Source organism: Streptomyces sp. DF42 (assembly GCF_058267695.1).
Genome location: NZ_CM177859.1, coordinates 9,489,334 through 9,506,295, shown reverse-complemented (window position 1 = coordinate 9,506,295; position 16,962 = coordinate 9,489,334). Strand labels below are relative to the sequence as shown.

Sequence of the window (16,962 nt, the reverse complement as noted above, 5' to 3'; positions counted from 1 at the left end):
CCGGGAATTCACCCCCGGCCCGCGCCGCATGATTGTGTGGTGCACGCAGTGAGCTCCCCTCGCGCGGGGTGGCAGGAGGGGTGGGTGGAAGAGGCCAGCCGGGAGGCCGTGGTGTCGCGCAATCGCGCCCTCATGCTCTTCGACCGGGTCGCCGTGCCCGTCGCCGTGTGCGATGCGCACGGAGTCGTCCTGCTCGCCGATCCCGCGATGGCGGCCGAGTGCGGTACGGCCCCGGGGCGGCTGCGCGGCCGTGCCGTGCTGGAGTTGTTCCGGCCGCAGGAGACGACGCAGGTGGAGCGGATCGCGCAGGCGCTGCGGCTGCGACACCGGTCGCGGTACGAGGTGTCGGTGCGGTGGGAGGCGCCGGGCGGCACCGAGCGGTTCGGGGAGCTGACGGCCGATCCGGTGAGCGACACCGTGGAGGACACGCCCGCCCTGCTGGTGATGCTGCGGGTGCAGGGCGAACGCGACGAGCCACTCCCGGACGCGTCCGCGCCCGTCGCACCGGTGGAGGCCCGCATCCTGGCGCTGCTCGCCGCCGGTGCCACCACGGCCAGGACCGCCAAGGAGACCGGCCTCAGCACGGACGGAGTCACCTATCACCTGCGGCGGCTGTCGGCACGCTGGGGCGCGTCGAACCGTACCGAACTGGTCGCCCGGGCCTACGCGCTCGGAGTTCTCACATCCGGAGTGTGGCCGCCCGGCAGGTAGGCGGTGCCCGCTCCCTCGGGTGCGCCGAAGCGGGCGAGCGTGTGCCACACCATCTTCAGGTCCTGCGGCGCGTGCCGGCCGGTGCGGACCGCGTCTCCGATGATCCGCGGGTCCAGGTGGCCGTCCTCGGCGATCCGGGCGCCCAGCTCCACGTACTCCTGGCCCCGGTAGTCCGCGTGGCGCCGCAGCTGCGGCACGGTGAGCCGGTAGCCGGGGTGCCACTCGACGGCGCAGGGCAGGAGACGGGCGGCGGCCTCGACCGATGACCCGCGGTAGCTCTCGTCCAGGACGAGCGCCTCCACGTGCGCGGCGAGGAGGACGCCCCCGTGGACCTGGGCCTCGACGTAGTCGTTGAGGGCGTCCTGCTCGTCGGCCTCGGCGAGGGCGATGAGCGACATGCCCGCGGCGACCCCGAAGTCGGTCGGCTCGGCCGCACTGTCCGGATAGCAGAAGGTGGCGCGGGCCACGGCGTCCGCGCCGAGCCTGAAGTGCGACGAGCCGAACCTCGGTGCCGCGCCGACCACTTGGCGCCGGAAGTTCAGCGCGCCGTACACGGGCCGGTCGTGCGGGTCCGCGGCGTCGTAGGCACCGCCGAAGATCCGGGTCTCCCAGCGATGGCGATCGCCGCCGGGGTGTGCGGTGAGGCCGCCGTTGCTGGTGCCGGTGACGAACTGGGAGTGGTAGGCACCGTCCTGGGCCAGTGCCCGGAGGATGGGCAGCCCGCCGATGAGCCGGTCGGGATGGAAGTTCAGCGTGATCCGAAGGTCCTGGCCGACGGCCGGGCCCGTGGAGCGGGCGGCGACGTGACGCAGCGCCGCCCGTGCCCAGGGCGTCCGGGCGTTTACGAAATCCACTGGCTTCCCTCCACGGGATTCTTGGTGTCCGGCGGGCGCGGGCCCCTGAAGGACCTCGTGACCTCCCCCAGGAGATCGCTCACCGGGCAGCGCCTCCGCAACTCCTTTGTCGCCGGCCCGAACCTACCGGTCACGGAGCCGGGCGGCCACCACCCGGTGACGATGCATCAGGACGTCCTGAACGGGAGCGAGTTCGGCCGGGACGTGGCGGCCGGGCAGCTCTTCGGCTTCGCCGTCAGCCAGTTCTCGGCGGTGGCGAACGGGTTGATCGGGCTGTGTCTGCAGACCGTCGTCACCGTCGCCCTGCGCCACGGGCGTCAGACGCCCGCCGGGGTCCAGTGCGGGTCGCGGCCCAGGAAGGCGAGCAACGCCTCGGCCCTGTCGTAGCCCTGTGCCGGCTCCAGCGCGGGCGCGAACACCCGGTAGGAGTCGCGGAGATGGTCGACGAGCCGCTCCGCCACCGGCCAGATCCCCTCGGCCAGTTCCCCGGACAGCGGTCGGTCCTGGCCGGTCGCGACCGCGATGTCCCAGGCGTGCACGGCCGCGTCCATGGCGGCTGCCGCGGCGGCGAACGGCAGGGGCAGCGGGCCGAGCGGCGTCGGCACCTGCTCGGCGTCGGCGGGCAGGCCGGTATACGCGTCCGCCACCGTGCGCAGCACCTTGTCGAGCTCCGCCACCGGATCCCCGTCGAGGGCGTCGTCCGGGTGGAAGGGGTCGGAGTCCGGGCGGCCGCCGGTGATCGCGAACCCGTAGCCCTGCTGGTCGATCCGGGCGTGGTTGAGGACCTGCCGGACCGTCCACGCGCTGCACGGCGTCGGCGCTCCCCACGCCCCGTGCGGCACCGCGGCGACCACCTCGGCGAGATAGTGGTGCGCACGCGTGAGAACCTCGATGCCCTGGGAGTTCTCCATCATTGTTCCTCTCCTGTCACCCTTTGACCCACACCAACAATCTAGGCTTCCTTGCGGACAGTTACGGTCCTCAATGGCAGTTCGGGCCACACCGGCCGCGTCCTGGAAGGAGTACGCCCCGCGCATGCGAGTGATAAGTGAGTGGACGGCGTCCCTGGCGCTCCAGGTGAAACGACGCCGGGACCCGGTGGTCGTACAGACACTGCGGTCGGCGGTCGCCGCGACGGTGGCCTACGTCGTCGCGCTGCGCCTCAGCCCCGAATCCGCGCCGCTCACCGCGCCGCTGACCGCTCTGCTGGTCGTCCAGGTCACGCTGTACGCCACGCTCACCAACGGGATCCGGCGGGTGAACGCCGTGGTGGCGGGCGTCCTGGTCGCCATCGCCTTCAGCATGCTGGTCGGTCTGACCTGGTGGAGTCTGGCCCTGCTGATCGTGGCCTCGCTGGTGGTCGGGCGTCTGGTGCGGGTCAACGAGTACGTGCCCGAGGTGGCGATCAGCGCGATGCTGGTGCTCGGGGTCACGACCGTCGGGGACACGGCCTGGGCGCGGATCGTGGAGACGCTGATCGGCGCGGTCGTCGGGTTCGGCTGCAATCTGCTGCTCGCGCCGCCCGTCTGGGTGGACGAGGCGGGCGAGTCGATCGAGGGGCTGGCCCGCCGGGTGCGGCAGCTGATGCTGCGCATGGGCGAGGAGGCGGCAGGCCGCACGCCGGTCGAGCGGGCGACGGAGCGGCTGCACGAGGCACGCAGGCTCGACCACGACATCGTCGAGGTGGACGCGGCGCTCAGACAGGCCGAGGACAGCCTTCGGCTCAATCCCCGCGTGAGTGAGGGCCTGCTGCACCGGGTGGTGCTGCGTACGGGGCTGGACACGCTGGAGATCTGCACGGTCGTGCTGCGGGTGCTGGCGCGGACCTTCACCGACCTCGCCAAGGAACGTGAGCCCGAGCGGCTGTTCGCGCCCGAGACGGGTGCCGCCGTGGAACGGTTGCTTTCCGAGATCGCCGACGCCGTGGTCAGCTTCGCGGTGCTGGTCACCAGCCATGTCAGTGCGAGCGCCGAGTCCGCGGAGTCCCGGCTGGCGGCCGAGCTGCGGCAGGCCGCGGCCACCCGCGACAAACTGGCTCAGCTGCTCCTGGAGGACGTACAGCGGGACGCCCGTACCTGGCAGCTGTACGGGGCCGTGCTGACCGAGGTCAACCGCATCCTCGACGAGATGGACACCGAGCACCGCTCGCGGCGCCTCTTCGAGGAGCTGGACCGCACGTCCCGCGAGCAGCGCGAGCGCATGCCGCGGCTGACCAGGCTGCGGGAGGGGCTGCGCGACTCCGAACGGTTGCGCGTCCCGGACGTGCTGCGCCGGAACCGCGGCGACGCCGCCCGTCGTTCCAAGTGACGAGGGGGCCGGGGCGGCGTACGTTTCCGGCACCGGAGGCGAAGGGGCGGGCTGGGATGAAGGGGGCGGGGATGACCGACTCGACTGTGCGGATCGACGGGAACACACTGCGGTTGCCGGGCGGGGTGGCGGTGCGGTTCGTGCGTACACTGCGGCTGCCCGAGACGGGGACGCATCCGCTGCCGCCGGGTCTGGGCGAGTTCCCGGTCCGCCGGGTCACCGACTACCCGGACACGGTGCCCGAGCAATGGCGTGCGCGGGGCGGTGTGATGCTGCCGGTGTATCTGCGCGAGGCGATGTGGCTGAGCTTCGCGGGCACGGCGGAACCGGCCGCGCTGCAGGTCGGCGTGGGCAAGGTGTGCGCGGTCTCGGGCCGGAAGTGGAGCGACCGCCTCTCCCGTGAGCCTCAGAACTACCTCGTACTGCCACGCCAGCCCTGGCTCGACGGAATCAACTCGGGAAAGGGCACGGTCCGCCAGTTCGTGGCGGTGCCGCTGGGCCTGGGGGCGACCGTCGAGGGCCAGGTCACCGGCGAGGAGACCTGGGGCGGCGTACAGCTGCAGTCCTTCCCACTCGTCGAGCCGAGGCTGGCCGAGTGGCGGGAGGAGGAACGGCGCCGCTCGGAACTGCAGCGGATGAGCTTCACGGGCGGGGGCTACGGCGCGGCGATGCCGATGGCGGCGCCCGCGCCGGGGCCGGCGCCAGGGGCCGCTCCTGCGGGTCGTCCGCGGCCCGCGGCGGCCATGGGTCTCGGTGTCGGCGGTTCGATGCGCCAGGAGGTCTACCGGGACGACCGGCCACTCAAGGACTGGGCCGAGCAGCCGGCCGGGCGGGTCTTCGTGCACCTGGTGACGCCTCCGGAGTGGCGCCGCATCACCGGCGAGGCTCCCCCTCCGTCGCCCGTGGACCGCGCGGCGTACACCCGGGCCGGACTGCCCTGGTACGACTACTTCGACCAGGAGGCCGAGGACCTCGCGCCCACGGAGGCACTGGAGGGCGTACAGCCGGTCGGCGACTGGCTCGGCGACGACCACGAACCGTGGCAGAATCCCGCGCCCCACCAGGTGAAGCCGCTGAAGGACGCGCCGGGCAAGGCGGTCGAGGACGGCGACTGGTAACCGGCCGCGACGACGGCTGCAAACCGGCGGACGGACGCTGGTAACCGTTCGAGGACGACGGCCGGCAAGCCGAGACCCCGAACAACGCCTCCGAGCACGTCGGGCTGAGCGGCCGTCGAGCGCACCCGGCTGACCGGCCGTCGGCCACGTTGCTCGGCAGTCGCGCCAGGCCTGGCCCGGATCTCCCTCTCCGCCACCGCCGCCAGGCCGGTCAGCGACGAGGGCTCCTCGGGCATCCGCGATGCCCGGTCCGCTCGCCCTCGTCGTGGTGCCGGTCCTGGTCTCGGTGGGCGGGGTGGGCGGGGTGGTCACCCATTGCACCCTGCGCAACGCCCGTTGCCGGTCTTGCGTGGAGCGGCGGCGCGCGTCATGGTGGCTTGTCACGAGCGCGGCGAGCGACTACCGGAGGTGCGGACATGGGCAGTGGGGCAGGCGCGACGGGCGGCGGCCTGAGCAGGCGCCGCTTCGTCGGCACGCTCGCGGGAGCGGCCGCGGTGACGGCACTGCCGGCACCCGCGCCACCCAGGTCCGCGTCCGCTCCCACGGCCCCCGAGCTCGCGGCGGCCGATACCGGACAACCGTCCGCCGGGCGGTCCGCACCCCGCCCGTCGGCGAAGCCTTCCTCCGGGCCCCGCCCGCTCTACCTCGGCACCTACACCACCGTCGAGGGCGGCGGCACGGGCATCGGCCTCGCCACCTACGACTCAGCGACCGGACGTGTCACCGGCACCGGCACCCTCACCGGCGTAGCCAACCCGTCGTACCTCGCTATCCATCCGAACGGCGGCACGGTGTACGCGGTGAACGAGCAGGACAACGGCGCCGTGACCGGCGTACGTCTCGCCGACCGCAGGATTCTGGGCGCCCGCAGCACCGGAGGGGCGGGTCCCTGCCATCTCTCCGTGCATCCGAGCGGCCGCTGGCTGCTGAGCGCCAACTACACGTCGGGCAGTGTGGCCGTGCATCCGATCGACGGCTCGGGCGCGCCGGGCGAGCGCACGGACGTGGTGACGCACTCGACTCCGTCGCCCGGCCCCGGTCAACAGGGGCCGCACGCCCACCAGTTCATCACCAGCCCGGACGGCGGCCATGTGCTCGCCGTGGACCTGGGCACGGACACCGTCTACACGTACCGGCTCGACGAGCGCCGTGGCACCCTCACCGAGGTCGCGCAGGCGCACACCCGGCCGGGCGCCGGCCCGCGCCACCTCACGTTCCACCCCGGCGGCCGGCACGCCTATCTGGCCAACGAGGTGGACGACACGGTCGCGGTCTGCGCGTACGAGGCCTCCACCGGCCGTCTGACGATCGGCGAGCCGCAGTCGACGGGCTCCGGCTCGGGCACCAACTACCCGGCGCAGATCCTGGTGACGGCGAACGGCTCCTACGCCTATCTCGCCAACCGCGGCCACAACAGCCTCGCCCGCTACGCCGTCGAGGCGGACGGCGCGAAACTTCGGCTGCTCGACACGGTGCCGGTGTCCGGCGACTTCCCCCGCCAGATCGCCTTCTCGCCGGACGGCACGCTGCTGTTCGCGGCGAACCAGAAGTCCGGCACTGTCAGCGTCTTCCACGTGGACGGCAAGAGTGGTGAACTGCGGCTCGCGGGCAAGCCGTTCGCCTCACCCGTCGCCGTCTGCGCGCTGCCGCTGTAGGGCGCGCGGACAGGAAGCGGCGCCGGCCTGCGCGAGCAGGACGTGCATGCGCTCGGTGAGCCGGCCGACGTCGTCGGCGGGAGCGTGGAACGGCAGTCGTACGTCGCCGTGGGCGCGGTTGCGCTCGATGCGCAGCGTCAGTCCGTGCCGGTCGACGGCGAGGGGCTGGACGCGGACCGCGCCGTGCAGGCCGGCATGGTCGACGAGCCGGGTGAGTCGTTCGACGGCGTCGGCGTGGCAGTCGGCGAGATGGGTCAGCAGATGGGCCTCGGCGAGGGCCAGCGGGTCGGGCTCGGCCGCGGCGAACTCGTCGAGGTCGACGACCACCGCGCCGGACGACTGCCACAGCACGATCCTGGTGGCCCGCAACGCCAGATGGCCCTCCTCAGGGATGAAGTACCCCGCCAGCCACAACCGGGCCCGGATCCGGCTCCGAACCGGGACGGGTGCCACGTCGGCGAACTCCAGCACGGCGTGCGGCTCTCCGCGGGGCGCACAGATCGCGGCCGCGAGCAGGGCGCTGTCCTCGGGCACGCGCAACAGAACCCGGCCCTCCTCGTCCACGCTGTGCGCACCGACGAACTCCTCGCGGCCGCCGTCCCCGGTCACCGCGCAGGACCATGCGGCGGCGAGCACCGAGCGGGCCCGTTCGGCCGCGGCAGGCACGACCGTCCCGCTGGGGCTGTCACCCATCCCAAACCTCCTTAGGTAAGCCTTGCCTAACCTACCGAAGATCGGGGTGGACGCCAACCATGGGGTCGCGGAAACAAGCACGCCTCAGGGCGCGATGGCACCCAGCAGCGTCCGGGCGCACAGATCGCGCACCTGCTCCCGGGTCAGGTCCGAACCCCGCAGCCACTCCAGACAGACGGCCGTGGTGAAGGCCAGCCAGCCGCGGACGGCCAGCCGGAGGTCGGGGCGCTGCTGTGCGAGAAGGCCCAGTTCGGGATCGGCGGCGAGGGTCGCCAGGATCTGTCGTTCCTGCGCGGCCACCGCCAACTGGTAGACCCTGCGGACGGCCTGGTCCCCCGCCGCGTCCGCGCGGTGGAAGGCGCGGAAGCCGTGCGCGTGGGCGTGGACGTACTCCAGGAAGGTGTCGAGACCGGCGGCCAGTTGCTCCCGCGCCGGGACCCCGGGCACAGCCGCCGTCATTCGCAGCATCCGCCCGCTCTCGCGCTCTACGACCGCCGCGAAGAAGTCCCGCTTGGTCGGGAAGTAGTGGTACAGCAGCCCGCGTGAGACACCGGCGATCTCGGCGACCTGCTCGATCCACACCTCGTCGTAGGGACTCTCCGAGAACAGCCGGGCCCCCACCGACAGCAACTGCTCCCTGCGCTCCTCGGTGCTGAGCCGACGCCGTGTGCGCCCGCCCTGGTTCGCGGCCATCCCAGCACTTTACTTGACGTCGGTTCAACGACGGGACCAGACTGGGGATCGCTATTGAACCCACGTACAACAGCTGTACGACAGCTCAACCTGCCGCTGATTCAAGGGAGATCGCGTCATGGCGCAGACGACGTCAGGGGCCGGACCGGCGACGGAGGCCGCGCTTCCCAAAGGCTTCCGGGGCGCCGAGCTGGGCTGGCCCGAGCTGCACCGCATCCCGCATCCCCCGCACCGGCTCCCCCTCCTCGGCGATGTGATCGGTGCCGACCGGCGCACTCCCGTCCAGGACTCCATGCGCCACGCCCTGCAGCTGGGGCCGGTCTTCCGGCGCAAGGCGTTCGGCAAGGAGTTCGTGTTCGTGTGGGGCGCCGGGCCGGCGGCCGACCTGGCGGACGAGTCGCGCTTCGCCAAGCACGTCGGTCTCGGGGTCGCCAATCTGCGGCCGGTCGTCGGGGACGCGCTGTTCACGGCGTACAACCACGAGCCCAACTGGCAGCTGGCGCACGACGTCCTGGCCCCGGGTTTCAGCCGGGAGGCCATGGAGGGCTACCACCCGATGATGCTGGCGGTGGCCGAGCGGCTCACCGACCACTGGGACCGCGAGCTGAGTGCGGGCCGGGCGGTGGACGTGCCCGGCGACATGACCAAGCTGACGCTGGAGACGATCGCGCGCACCGGATTCGGGCACGACTTCGGTTCCTTCGAGCGCTCCCGGCCGCATCCGTTCGTGTCCGCGATGGTGGGCACCCTGTCGTACGCCCAGCGCCTGAACACGGTGCCGTCGCCGCTGGCCCCGTATCTGCTGCGCCGGGCCTCTCGCCGCAACGAGGCCGACATGACCTGTCTCAACCGCACGGTCGACGACCTGGTCCTGGCGCGCCGGGCCGCGGACGGGGGCGGGGACGGGGATCTGCTGGACCGGATGCTGGAGACCACCCACCCGCGGACCGGGGAGCGGCTGTCGGCCGAGAACGTGCGCCGCCAGGTCATCACCTTCCTGGTGGCCGGGCACGAGACGACCTCGGGCGCGCTCTCCTTCGCCCTGCACTACCTCTCCCGGCATCCCGAGATCGCCGCCCGTGCCAGGGCCGAGGTGGACGCCGTCTGGGGCGACACCGCGGTGCCCGGCTACGACCAGGTGGCCAAGCTGCGGTACGTGCGCCGGGTCCTGGACGAGTCGCTGCGGCTGTGGCCGACGGCGCCGGCCTTCGCGCGGGAGGCCCGCGAGGACACCGTGCTGGCCGGGGACCATCCGATGAAGCGCGGTGCGTGGGCGCTGGTCCTGACGATGATGCTGCACCGCGACCCCGAGGTGTGGGGCAGCGACGCCGAGCGGTTCGACCCGGACCGCTTCGATCCGAAGGCCGTACGGGCCCGCGCGCCGCACACCTTCAAGCCGTTCGGGACGGGGGCGCGGGCGTGCATCGGACGGCAGTTCGCCCTGCACGAGGCCACGCTGGTGCTGGGACTGCTGTTGCGCCGCTACGATCTGCGGCCCGATCCGGACTACCGCCTGCGGGTCACCGAGCGGCTCACGCTGATGCCCGAGGGACTGCGGCTGCACCTGGAGCGGCGCCCGGTCCCGGCCGGCGCCGACGGCGTGGCCGCCCCCGCGGCGACCGTCGACGAGGCTCCCTCAGGTCCGCGCTGTCCAGTGCAACGGGCGGGTGAATGAGTCCGGCAGCCGGGTGCCAGCACTGCCGCGGGCGGCGTTGAGCTGGGGCTGGGTGAGGAAGAAGGCGCCGGTCAGGTCGGCATCGGTGAGATCGGCGTCGCGCAGGTCCGCACCGATCATGTCCGCGTCGCGCAGGTCGGCGCCGGTCAGGTCGGCGGCTATGAGATAGGCGCCGCGCAGGTTCGCACCGCGCAGGTCGGCTCCCTTGAGGCGGGCGCCCATCAGATCGGCACCGCGGCGGTCCTTCCTGCGGCCGCGGGTGCCCGACCGCACCAGCTCGCTGGTCTTCAGCAGGAGCACGTTGACCTCCTGACGGTGCGCGCGCACGTCCAGCGCGGCCAGCTGTTCATGAGTTCCACGGGTGATGTCCTCGGTCTTCTCCAGGGCGCGGCGCAGATCGTCGTGGACCGGGCGGGCCGGGGACAGGGCGAGTGCCTCGGTGAGATACCAGAGCAGTTCGTGCAGCTGCCGTACGACCGGGAAGACGTCGAACATGCGCCGGGCGTCCTGCGCCGGGCCCATGCGCCAGTCCTGCCCGCCGAAGGTGACCTGCGAGACCTTCTGTCCCGCGCCGAAGCAGTCGTAGACCGTGCAGCCGGTGAAGCCCTTGTCCCGCAGGCGGGCGTGGATGCCGCAGCGGTGGTCCTCCCGCAGGTTCGGGCAGGGCTTGCCGGCCTGCTTGTCGATCGCGAAGTCGGCGGAGGCCTGGAAGGGCAGGGCGACACAGCACAGCCCGAAGCAGCTCTCGCAGTCGCCGCGCAGGCCGGCACGGTCGGCTATGTGATCTGGCATGCGGCCCAGCCTATCGAGGTACGGCAGACCGCCTGTCCTGCGGGGATCACCGGCGTACCGTGTTCAGGCCGAGAGGAGGGCCCGCTCCCACTGGTCTTCCCGCTGCTCGATGTACTCGGCGTCACCTCGCCAGGCGTCGCCGTGGCCCTGGGCCCACAGGGTCGACCAGGGCTGAACGCCCAGGGCGGACCGGTCGCGCAGGAAGTCGTGCATGGCGCGGGTGCGACGGCCCAGCATCGGCACGAGGGCACGGCGCTCGGTCTCGTCCAACCCGTACGCGTCCGCGAAGACGCGCAACCGGTCAGCGGCGTCGGGGCACTGCCAGTCGGGGTGCGCGGACAGCGGCACGAAGCCGCGGATGGCGTAGGCGACGTCCCACAGGCGGGAGCCGGGGGCAGCGGTGTCCCAGTCGATCAGGGACAACTCGTCCCCCTCCGCGACCACGAGGTTCCACGGCGCCAGGTCCTGATGGGCGATGATGTCGGCTCCCTCCGCGGGAACGAGCACCTGCCAGCACGCGTCCGACGGCGGAGTGAAGTCCCGTACGGCATCGTGGAGATCCCGGACCAGACGGGCCACTCGGGCCAGCTGCTTTCGGGGTTCCACCACGGCGAACCGGTCCGGCCAGATCACCTCGCCCGGCATGAAGGTCAGCACCTCGCGGCCCTGCTCGTCGATCCCCAGAGGGCGGGGGGCGGCACGGAAGCCGGCCTCGTGCAGATGGGTGAGCAGCGCGTGCACCGCCGGTGTCCAGGGACCCGCGGGCCGCCGGACCGTGTCGCCGACGCGGACGACGCCGGCACTGACGTTGCCACCCGACAGCGGCTGCTCCTCCTCGTGTGCCGGGTTCTTCTCAACTCCCATGAGGCAAGTGCACGTTGACAAATCCATTTTGTCAACGTGCACTTGCCTCATGACGCTTCCCGATCTGGATGAACTCATCGCCGAAGTGGACCGCACCTGTGCCACCGCCCACCGCCCCGGCGGCGAGGATGAACAGCCCGACTGGCTGGCCCTGTTGACCGTCGCCTCCCGGATATCGGGACGCCTCCAGGCCCTGGCCGACGATCTGGTCGAGGACTACGTCGAGCACTGCCGGATGCACGGCTCCTCGTGGACGGACGTCGGTGCCGCTCTGGGCGTGACCCGGCAGGCGGTGCAGCAGCGCTTCCAGGCACCCCACAAGCGCTACGCCCCCGAGACGATGACCGAGGACCTGCGGCAGGCCATGGCCCACGTCAAGGAGGCCGCCGTGCGACACCACAACAACTACATCGGCACGGAGCACCTGTTGTGGGGGCTGACCGTGCGGGACAACAGCGCCACCCGTCTGCTGCGGGCATCGGGTGTCTCGCCCGATGCCGTGCACCGCGCCGTCGGCGACCGGTTCGGCATGGGCGCCTCCCGGGCGGCCGAGCGGATCGCGTGGACTCCCTACTCCCGCAAGGCGATCGCGCTCGCCGAGGCGCGCGCCGCGCAGACCGGCTCCGAGCTCATCGACTGCGCCGACCTGCTCATCGGCCTCGCGCAGGTGGGTCGCGGAGTCGCGGCAGCGGTACTCAGGGAGAGCGGCGCGGAACTGGGCGCGGCGCGCCCGGATCCGGATCCAGGTCCGGTTCAGCCGTCCGCGCGGGCAGCGCCTCGACCCCCCTGACCTCCTCGGTCAGCTTCGCGATCCTGGCCCGCTTCGCCCTGATCCCGCGCTCGATGAGGCGCAGATGGGTCGGCGACACGGGGACCGCGGCCTCGAACTGCTCCAATCGCCGCCGTTCCACGGCGAGTTCGGTCCGGAGCCGGGAGGCGGGGTCCGGGGGCGGGGATGGGTTGCGGCCGTTGAAGACCACGTTGTACTTGGGGCGCTCGGTGAAGACGGCCTCCCGTTCGGCGGCCTCGGGGTCATCCGGATAGTCGATCCGTATCGCGATGACGCTGGGCCCCCACGGCTGCTCCCGCAGATGCGTCCGCACGCGCGTCAGGGGCGAGACCGAGATCCCGACGTAGAGAAGCCCCTCGATACCGTGCAGCCGGTACAGCGCCGTCCGGCCCCGGGTGTACAGGCTGCCCTCCTCGTCGAACAGGCCGCGCAGGAACTGCGCGTCGACGTCGCCCATGTCGCCGCCCCCCTTTGCTCGTCCCTGTCCTCACGCTCCCACGCGGGTCTGACATCTACGGCCACGGAACCAAACCTCACCGATGAGTTTCCGGCCGTGTGGGGGTCTGCTCATTCAACGGAAAACAAGCTCGGGTACCACAGATACAAGCCCCACTTAAGGCGGGAGCCCGGACGGATCGAGGAGACAGATCATGTGCAGTCACCGGCCTTCGTGCCCCACCGCAGACAGCCCGGAACACCATCTGGCAGTGATCGTGTCGGCCCACCCCGAACAGGGCTGGAGCCTGCTGTGCAACGGGACGATCGTGTTCGACGACTCCGGTGAACTGCTGCCGGACGGTCGCGTCGTGAACCCGCACCGCGCCCTGGGCCCGCTGGCCGTCGCCGCCTGATCCCCGGCCGCCGACGGGCCCGAAGAGCCGCCGGGTCAATACCGTTGCGCCTTGGCGAGGTTCGGGGTGAGTACGGGCTCGGGGGGCTTGCGGCTGATGGCGATCGGGTGGGCCTTCTCGCCGGGGGCGAGGTCCTCGGCGCCGACGTACCGGGTCTCCACCACCTTGCCGGAAGAGTCCTCGAAGTCGACCTGGACGGCGTAGGACGCCTTCTTGTCGGTCTGATTGGTGATGGTGACCAGGACGGCGAGCAGTCCGCCGGTCTGGGAGCGCGGCTTGCCGATCATGGAGACGTCGGACATCGCGTTGCCCTGCCCCTTGACGTTCTTCAGTTCGTTCTCGGCGGCCCTGTTGGCGCGCTCCACCTCGGCCGACACGGAGGCTTCGAAGGACGAGGCGGCGGCGGAGGCCGACGCCGCTGCCGCGGAGGCCCTGGCACGCGCCGATGCGGCCGCCGACGCCAGCGCCGAGGGTGCCGTACCCGAAAAGGATGCCGTGTCCGGAGCGGTGGGCCGTCCGGTGGAGGGTGTGCTGGAACTGCCGCCGCCGTCGTCCGAGCTGCATGACACCAGAGTGAGGGTGCTCGCCATGGCCGCGGCGAGGGCCAGCGAGGCGACGGCCGGCCGAGGCCGCACCGCTCGGCCTGTGCGGCGAGAAGGCCTCGTGTTCATCGGGCCATGTCCTTTCACGGCATCCGGGCAATGAAATGAACCTTATGCCGGAACAATCCGCGGGGCATGTCGTGCTAGCGGCTGAACACCTCGAAGGCCACGGCCGGCCTGCCCCCGAACTGCTCGGCCATCCGCTCGGCGTTCGCGGTGAGGAATCGGCGGACGTACGTCTCCGGGTCCTCGTCGGTCAGTGCCTCGATGTAGGAGCGGTGTTCGAGCAGCGAGCGCACCGCGCGCTCAAGGCCGGCCGACGCGTCCGCCGCGTGTGTGGGCGAGGAGGAGCCGGCGATGGCGACCCAGCGAACGCCGTTCCAGGGTTCCAGGCCCTGCTCGACGAGCTCGGGGAAGATCCACCGGTTGCCGGCGTCACCCGCCGCGTCGAGCGTGGCGCGCCCGACGGCCACGTGGTCCGGCGTGTTCCATGCGACGCCACCCCAGGTGTCCCGGTGGTTGAGGGTGATGACCAGCTCGGGCCGGTAGCGGCGGATCGCGGCGGCGATGTCCCGGCGCAGGGCGGGGCCGTACTCGACGACTCCGTCCCTGTGGTCGAGGAACTCCACCTCCGACACCCCGACCACGGCCGCGCTCGCCCGCTGTTCCCGCTCACGCACTGGTGCGCACTTGGCGGGCTCCAGTGTGTCGATGCCCGCCTCGCCGCGCGTCGCCAGCACATAGGCGACCTCTCGGCCCTCGTCGGTCCAGGTGGCGACGGCCGCCGAGCAGCCGTACTCCAGGTCGTCCGGGTGTGCGACGACGGCGAGGGCGCGCCGCCAGTCGACAGGCATGGGCTGGAGCTGGGTGGTCCGCGGCTCGGTCATGACCGCAGACTAGCCCGTGACGGTGACATCACGCCTCGTCACGGGCGAGGGCGAGCAGCCGGTCCAGCACCCGGGGTCCGCCGGCCCGCACACCGTCGTGCTCGAACTCGTCGGTCACCCAGGTGCGCAGGCCGCGGATGGTGCGGGCCGTCTCCAGAGCGTGGGCCGTGTCGACGTACATGTCGTCGTGATAAACGGCCGCCGCGACGGGAACCTCGTTGGCGGCGAGGCGCGCGGGGTCGTAGAGGGGCGGCCAGTCGGTGCGGGCGGCGAGGAATTCAGCCGTTTCGCGCAGGGGGCGCAGGGCCGGGTCGCAGTCGAACATCCAGGGGTGGACCGACTCGCCCGTGAACAGCAGCGGGCTGTCACCGGCGAGCGTCTTGGCCGCGTCGAACTGGGGGAACTCGGCGCGGACTCGTTCGGCCGCCCAGGCGGTGGGGCGCTCGTCCTGGCCGTAGATCGCCTCGTGGACGAGGGCGTACAGCGGATGGCTCGCGTACGACAGAAGGCCCTGGACCTCCTCCTGGAAGGCGTCGGAGAGGACCGGGCCGTGCGGAGCGCGGACGAAGGCGTCTTCCAGCAGGTAGTGCAGGCGGTGGCTGCCCTCGCTGCCGCCGAGGACGATGCCGAGGGATTGGCAGGCCTCGACGGTGAGGCGGTAGCCGTTCGGCAGGGTCACCTCGTGGGTGAGGAGGTGGTCGGCGATGCGGCGGGCGCGTTCGACGTCCTGCGGGTAGCGGGCGTAGTGCGTGGTGACCTTGCGCTCGATACGGGGATAGGCGGCGCGGTAGACCTCGTCGGCGTGGGCGTCGAGGGAGGGCAGGCCGCCGGCGATCACGGCGGCGGTCAGGCCCTCGGGGGCGCTGGAGAGGTAGTTCACCGTGCAGAAGCCGCCGAAGCTCTGGCCGAGGGCGGTCCAGGGGGCCCCGCCGGTGACCTGTGGCCGGATCGCTTCGCAGTCGCGGACGATCGCGTCGGCGCGGAAGTGCGCTAGATAGGCGGCCTGTTGCGCCGGGCCGCCGCGCAGCGGGAGGGTCTGACGGTTGGCGGGGGTGGAGTGGCCGGCGCCGCGCTGGTCGAGGAGCAGGACGCGATACTCCTTGAGGGCGCGGCCGAGCCAGGACGACTTGCCGACGAAACGGTTCGCCCCGAAGCCGGGACCGCCCTGGAGGTAGACCAGCCACGGCAGGTTCTGCTGGGTCCTGTCCGCCCTGTCGCTCGCGACGACCTCACGGGCAAAGAGCTCGATCGTCTCCCCCGCCGGGTCGTCGTGGTCGAGGGGCACGGTGAAGCGACGGTCGGTGAGGACGACGCCGGGCTGACGGTACGTGGCGGTCACAGGTCTCCAGGGACGGACGGTTTTCGGGTCGCGTCCCACTTCATCACAGGTTCGTCCGGTGGCCGACCCCTGGGATCATGAAACCTACTGAACCGACGATCAGCGGGCGGACAGACTCGAACGCCGTACGACCAGCTCCGGCTGGAGCACGACACGCCGGTGTTCGTGACGCTTCGTCCCGGTCTCCGCGTCCGTCTCCTCCAGCAGGAGCTCGGCGGCCAGGGCTCCCATGGTGACGGCCGGCTGCCGGACCGAGGTCAGCGGCACGGCCGCGGCGGCGGCGAACTCGATGTCGTCGTAGCCGACGATGGCAAGGTCGTCGGGAACGGCGACGCCCGCCGCGAACATGGCCTGCAGGACGCCCAGCGCGAGGAGGTCGTTGGCACAGAAGACCGCGGTGGGGCGGTCCACGAGGCCGAGGAGACGGGCTCCGGCGTCGCGGCCGGCGGCCACGTCGAGCCGCTCGGTGGGCAGCTCGCGCAGGGCGTCGGGGCCGAGGCCCGCCTCGGCGAGCGCGTTCAGGGCGCCCGTGCGGCGGTCGCGCACCTGGTTGAAGCCCGGCGGTCCGCTGACGTAGGCGATGGTGCGGTGCCCTGCATCGACCAGATGGCGCACGGCCAGCGCGCCGCCTGCCACGTCGTCGACGGAGACCGAGCACTCCGTGGTGCCCTCAGCGACCCGGTCGACGAGGACGAAGGGGATGTTGTGCCGCCGGAACATCTCGATGTTCCGGCCGGTCGCGTCGGCGGGCGTCAGCAGCACGCCCCGCACCCTCTGCTCGGCGAACAGCGACAGATAGTCGGCCTCCTCGCCCGCGCTCTGCGCGCTGTTGCAGACCATGACACCCAGGCCGGCGTCGCGCGCGGCGCGCTCGGCGCCGCGTGCCACATCGACGAAGAAGGGGTTGCCCATGTCCAGCACGAGCAGCCCCATGATCCGGCTGCGGCCCGCGCGCAGCTGGCGTGCGGACTCGCTGCGGACGTAGCCGAGCCGGTCTATCGCGGACTGCACCCGCGCCCGGGTCTCCGTGGCGACCGTGTCCGGGCGGTTGATCACGTTCGACACCGTGCCGACGGAGACTCCGGCGGCGCGGGCGACATCCTTGATACCCACCGACTGGGACATCAGGCA

Annotated in this window: 19 protein-coding genes; 8 read left to right on the top strand and 11 right to left on the bottom strand. The window is 71.9% G+C overall.

What is annotated here, in order from left to right:
- Window positions 1-132: 132 nt before the first annotated feature.
- Window positions 133-711 carry a PAS domain-containing protein gene (locus ACYUED_RS43755; protein ID WP_491294715.1) on the top strand — a complete coding sequence of 193 codons (579 nt, stop codon included), beginning with the start codon at window positions 133-135 and terminating at the stop codon, window positions 709-711.
- On the opposite strand, the gene ACYUED_RS43750 is transcribed toward ACYUED_RS43755, so the two are convergent.
- Window positions 663-1,565 (bottom strand): DUF3626 domain-containing protein, encoded by a 903-nt coding sequence (locus ACYUED_RS43750; protein WP_491289945.1) that lies wholly within the window; start codon window positions 1,563-1,565, stop codon window positions 663-665. The genes ACYUED_RS43755 and ACYUED_RS43750 overlap by 49 nt on opposite strands.
- A 57-nt stretch (window positions 1,566-1,622) precedes the next feature.
- On the opposite strand from ACYUED_RS43750, the gene ACYUED_RS43745 reads away from it, so the two are divergent.
- Window positions 1,623-1,952 (top strand): hypothetical protein, encoded by a 330-nt coding sequence (locus tag ACYUED_RS43745; protein ID WP_491289944.1) that lies wholly within the window; start codon window positions 1,623-1,625, stop codon window positions 1,950-1,952.
- On the opposite strand, the gene ACYUED_RS43740 is transcribed toward ACYUED_RS43745, so the two are convergent.
- Entirely contained in the window at window positions 1,883-2,479 is a 597-nt protein-coding gene (locus tag ACYUED_RS43740) for a TIGR03086 family metal-binding protein (protein WP_491289943.1), read from the bottom strand. The genes ACYUED_RS43745 and ACYUED_RS43740 overlap by 70 nt on opposite strands.
- 121 nt (window positions 2,480-2,600) lie before the next feature.
- Here ACYUED_RS43740 and ACYUED_RS43735 point away from each other — a divergent pair, with 121 nt between their 5' ends.
- The 3 genes from ACYUED_RS43735 to ACYUED_RS43725 all read left to right on the top strand — a co-directional run bounded on the left by ACYUED_RS43735 (window position 2,601) and on the right by ACYUED_RS43725 (window position 6,645).
- Window positions 2,601-3,872: an FUSC family protein gene (locus tag ACYUED_RS43735; RefSeq protein WP_491289942.1), complete on the top strand. Its 1,272-nt coding sequence runs from the start codon at window positions 2,601-2,603 to the stop codon at window positions 3,870-3,872.
- A 71-nt stretch (window positions 3,873-3,943) separates the two neighbouring features.
- Window positions 3,944-4,990 carry a hypothetical protein gene (locus ACYUED_RS43730; protein WP_491289941.1) on the top strand — a complete coding sequence of 349 codons (1,047 nt, stop codon included), beginning with the start codon at window positions 3,944-3,946 and terminating at the stop codon, window positions 4,988-4,990.
- A gap of 416 nt (window positions 4,991-5,406) precedes the next feature.
- Window positions 5,407-6,645, top strand: coding sequence for a lactonase family protein (locus ACYUED_RS43725; protein ID WP_491289940.1), 1,239 nt, complete (start codon window positions 5,407-5,409; stop codon window positions 6,643-6,645).
- On the opposite strand, the gene ACYUED_RS43720 is transcribed toward ACYUED_RS43725, so the two are convergent.
- A complete protein-coding gene (locus ACYUED_RS43720) occupies window positions 6,613-7,338 on the bottom strand; it encodes a DUF2470 domain-containing protein (protein ID WP_491289939.1) in 726 nt (241 codons plus the stop codon). The genes ACYUED_RS43725 and ACYUED_RS43720 overlap by 33 nt on opposite strands.
- Window positions 7,339-7,422: 84 nt before the next feature.
- Entirely contained in the window at window positions 7,423-8,031 is a 609-nt protein-coding gene (locus ACYUED_RS43715; protein WP_491289938.1) for a TetR/AcrR family transcriptional regulator, read from the bottom strand.
- 118 nt (window positions 8,032-8,149) lie between these two features.
- On the opposite strand from ACYUED_RS43715, the gene ACYUED_RS43710 reads away from it, so the two are divergent.
- Window positions 8,150-9,706: a cytochrome P450 gene (locus ACYUED_RS43710; protein WP_491289937.1), complete on the top strand. Its 1,557-nt coding sequence runs from the start codon at window positions 8,150-8,152 to the stop codon at window positions 9,704-9,706.
- Here the strand turns inward: ACYUED_RS43710 and ACYUED_RS43705 are convergent.
- Both ACYUED_RS43705 and ACYUED_RS43700 read right to left on the bottom strand, forming a co-directional pair.
- Window positions 9,668-10,498 (bottom strand): pentapeptide repeat-containing protein, encoded by an 831-nt coding sequence (locus ACYUED_RS43705; protein WP_491289936.1) that lies wholly within the window; start codon window positions 10,496-10,498, stop codon window positions 9,668-9,670. The two genes, ACYUED_RS43710 and ACYUED_RS43705, sit on opposite strands and share 39 nt — an antisense overlap.
- 63 nt (window positions 10,499-10,561) lie before the next feature.
- On the bottom strand, window positions 10,562-11,362 hold the full coding sequence (locus tag ACYUED_RS43700; RefSeq protein ID WP_491289935.1) for a phosphotransferase enzyme family protein: 801 nt from the start codon (window positions 11,360-11,362) through the stop codon (window positions 10,562-10,564).
- A gap of 49 nt (window positions 11,363-11,411) precedes the next feature.
- On the opposite strand from ACYUED_RS43700, the gene ACYUED_RS43695 reads away from it, so the two are divergent.
- Window positions 11,412-12,152, top strand: coding sequence for a Clp protease N-terminal domain-containing protein (locus ACYUED_RS43695; RefSeq protein WP_491289934.1), 741 nt, complete (start codon window positions 11,412-11,414; stop codon window positions 12,150-12,152).
- Here ACYUED_RS43695 and ACYUED_RS43690 read toward each other — a convergent pair.
- Window positions 12,058-12,609: a GIY-YIG nuclease family protein gene (locus tag ACYUED_RS43690; RefSeq protein ID WP_491289933.1), complete on the bottom strand. Its 552-nt coding sequence runs from the start codon at window positions 12,607-12,609 to the stop codon at window positions 12,058-12,060. The two genes, ACYUED_RS43695 and ACYUED_RS43690, sit on opposite strands and share 95 nt — an antisense overlap.
- 193 nt (window positions 12,610-12,802) lie before the next feature.
- On the opposite strand from ACYUED_RS43690, the gene ACYUED_RS43685 reads away from it, so the two are divergent.
- Window positions 12,803-13,003, top strand: a complete 201-nt coding sequence (locus tag ACYUED_RS43685; protein ID WP_266524268.1) for a DUF5999 family protein — start codon at window positions 12,803-12,805, stop codon at window positions 13,001-13,003.
- 35 nt (window positions 13,004-13,038) lie between these two features.
- Here ACYUED_RS43685 and ACYUED_RS43680 read toward each other — a convergent pair whose 3' ends face one another.
- The 4 genes from ACYUED_RS43680 to ACYUED_RS43665 form a co-directional block, all read right to left on the bottom strand.
- The gene (locus tag ACYUED_RS43680) at window positions 13,039-13,674 is read right to left on the bottom strand and encodes an FxLYD domain-containing protein (protein ID WP_491289932.1); all 636 of its coding nucleotides are present in this window, start codon (window positions 13,672-13,674) and stop codon (window positions 13,039-13,041) included.
- A gap of 74 nt (window positions 13,675-13,748) precedes the next feature.
- Window positions 13,749-14,492 (bottom strand): PIG-L deacetylase family protein, encoded by a 744-nt coding sequence (locus ACYUED_RS43675; RefSeq protein ID WP_491289931.1) that lies wholly within the window; start codon window positions 14,490-14,492, stop codon window positions 13,749-13,751.
- A 28-nt stretch (window positions 14,493-14,520) separates the two neighbouring features.
- Window positions 14,521-15,831 (bottom strand): alpha/beta fold hydrolase, encoded by a 1,311-nt coding sequence (locus ACYUED_RS43670; protein WP_491289930.1) that lies wholly within the window; start codon window positions 15,829-15,831, stop codon window positions 14,521-14,523.
- Between the two features lie 99 nt (window positions 15,832-15,930).
- On the bottom strand, window positions 15,931-16,956 hold the full coding sequence (locus tag ACYUED_RS43665) for a LacI family DNA-binding transcriptional regulator (RefSeq protein ID WP_491289929.1): 1,026 nt from the start codon (window positions 16,954-16,956) through the stop codon (window positions 15,931-15,933).
- Window positions 16,957-16,962: the final 6 nt, after the last annotated feature.